Annotated in this window: 2 protein-coding genes; both read left to right on the plus strand. The window is 56.0% G+C overall.

Going from position 1 to position 2,436, the window contains the following annotated elements; all coding sequences use genetic code 11:
* Window positions 1-1,375 (plus strand): PA14 domain-containing protein (locus WX88_RS26510; protein WP_046247454.1); only part of this gene is annotated, 1,375 nt, incomplete at its 5' end.
* An 869-nt stretch (window positions 1,376-2,244) separates the two neighbouring features.
* The coding region (locus WX88_RS30625; RefSeq protein ID WP_231590809.1) for a DUF1565 domain-containing protein at window positions 2,245-2,436 on the plus strand (192 nt) is incomplete at its 3' end.

Here is a 2,436-nt window from a genome sequence, read left to right on the forward strand (position 1 = left end):
CATCAACGCGGGCCTGACCAACAGCCTGGCAACGAACTTGCTCAAAGACTTGGCTGGCAACAACCGGGTCATCGGTACCAACGTGGACCTGGGCGCTTACGAAAGCACCGCCACCACCACGACGCCGCCCACCAGCACGCTGCGCGACCCCGAGAACCCCACCGGCGCCCTGGCCCCCGGCCTGAACTACAACTACTACGAAGGCACGTGGAACGCCATCCCCGACTTCACGCCCCTGACTCCGGTCAAGAGCGATAACACCGCCACCTTCGACATCACGCCCGCGAACCGAGCCGATTACTTCGCTTTCCACTTCTACGGCTACGTGACCATCCCCGCCGACGGCCAGTACACCTTCTTCACCAACTCCGACGACGGCTCCAAACTCTACATCGGCAACACGCTCGTCGTTGACAACGACGGCCCCCACGACATCCAGGAGAAAAGTGGCACCATCGGCCTGAAAGCCGGCCGGCACTTCATCGCCGTCGACTACTTCGAAGCCTTTGGAGGCAACACGCTGCAGGTTTCCTATCAGAGCGCGAACCTGAGCAAGCGCCTCATCCCGGCCAGCGCCCTGGTGCGCGCCACGGCCACCCCGCCCACGACCACACTGCGCCCGGCCGAGAACCCCACTGGCGCCCTGGCCGCTGGCCTGAACTACAACTACTACCAGGGCACGTGGAACAAGCTGCCTGACTTCACCCCCCTGACCCCCACCAAGACCGGTACCACGACCACTTTCGACATCACGCCCGCCGCGCAAGCCGATAACTTCGCTTTCCACTTCTATGGCTACGTGACCGTGCCCGCCGATGGGGTATACACCTTCTTCACCAACTCCGACGACGGCTCCAAGCTCTTCATCGGCAATACCCTAGTGGTCGACAACGACGGCCCGCATGAGGTGACCGAGAAAAGTGGTACCATTGGCCTGAAAGCCGGCAAGCACTTCATCGCCGTTGACTACTTCGAAGCCTCTGGCAATAACACTCTGCAAGTCTCCTTCCAGGGCCCCGGCGTGGCCAAGAAGCTCATCCCCACTTCGGCCCTGGTGCGCCGCGACTACAGCGTGGCCACCACCCGCCCCGCGGCGGCTGCGAGTAAGGCGGCCGGAGAGTCTGTCGTAGCGTATCCTAACCCTACTGCCGGCCGCACTACCTTCCGCTACCAGCTGAAGCAAACTGGGGCCGTGCGCCTGGAAGTGCTCAACAGCCAGGGCCGCCTCGTGACCGTGCTCGTCAATGGGAAACAGACTGCCGGTGCCCATGAAGCCGTTTTCGAAGCGCCAGCAGGCCAAGGTATCACCTTCTACAATGTGCGGCTGACCACGCCCGCTGGTACCTCTTCCTCCCGCTTAACGGTAGACAACTAAGCCTTTTCTTTTGGAGCTAACAAAAGGTCTGTTCCTTCAGGAGCAGACCTTTTGCTTTTAAGCAGAACTGCGAATAAAGAGGAACTCTACAAAAGCTGCGATAAGCGTCTGGTACCGGGAAACGACTACTACGCGCTAGAACTCTCATTGCGCCTTTACCACAAGGAAACGCAGGCACGAAACCGAGCTTTTGAATAGCGCAAGCCAGGCGGGCTATGCTGACTCAGCTAGCGGCTATGCAGCGGGCACAACAAGATTTCAACTTCCCACCAACCGAGCACTGCGGCTCATTTCTTCCCTAGCTGTCCAGCAGCAAAATGTGTGGTATTTTTCAGGAATAGGAAAATACCACACACTATTTTCGGGATTTATGTGTGGTATTTTTTAAGAATAGAGAAATACCACACACGATTCTACGCCGGATGGGGTGTCGATAGCGCTTCTGCGCACGTCCTTTTCTTGCTTAATGCTGGACAAGTATCCCTTCTCTTTTTTCTTCGAGCACAATAGGTCTGTTCCTCCCGGAGCAGACCTATTTGCTTAGGACTCTTCCCGTTCCCTACTTCAGCAGCATCGTCTCCCCCAAAAGCTAAGTGCCTGCATCGATTGTGAAAAACATTTGCCCATAAAAGGCTCCTGCTTGCCACTGACAACATGATGACAATAAAAGAATAGGGGCTAGCTGCCGAGTAATTCAGTGTGAGTGAACATCCGTTTTGTGTCGTTGATCAATGAATTCGTGTCGTTGATCCAGCCTTTTGAACATAAGCTTTTTAAACAAGCATAAAAATCTCAACTTTGATCTGCAAACGTTCTTATTTACTTTCCTGTCGCCCTATTTCCTTCATCCCAACCATTTTTCGCTAATCATGAAAAAACTTGTTCTGTCGTTGCTACTGGGCACTGGAGCCTGGTCCGGCGTATACGCCAATGATTATTACGTCTCTGACTCCCAGGGCAGCGACACCAACCCCGGCACGCTCACGCTGCCATTCAAGACCATTCAGCATGCCGCTGACAAGACCCTGCCCGGTGACGTGGTCTACGTACGGGCTGGCACC

The organism is Hymenobacter terrenus, assembly GCF_000972495.1.
Lineage (GTDB): Bacteria > Bacteroidota > Bacteroidia > Cytophagales > Hymenobacteraceae > Hymenobacter > Hymenobacter terrenus.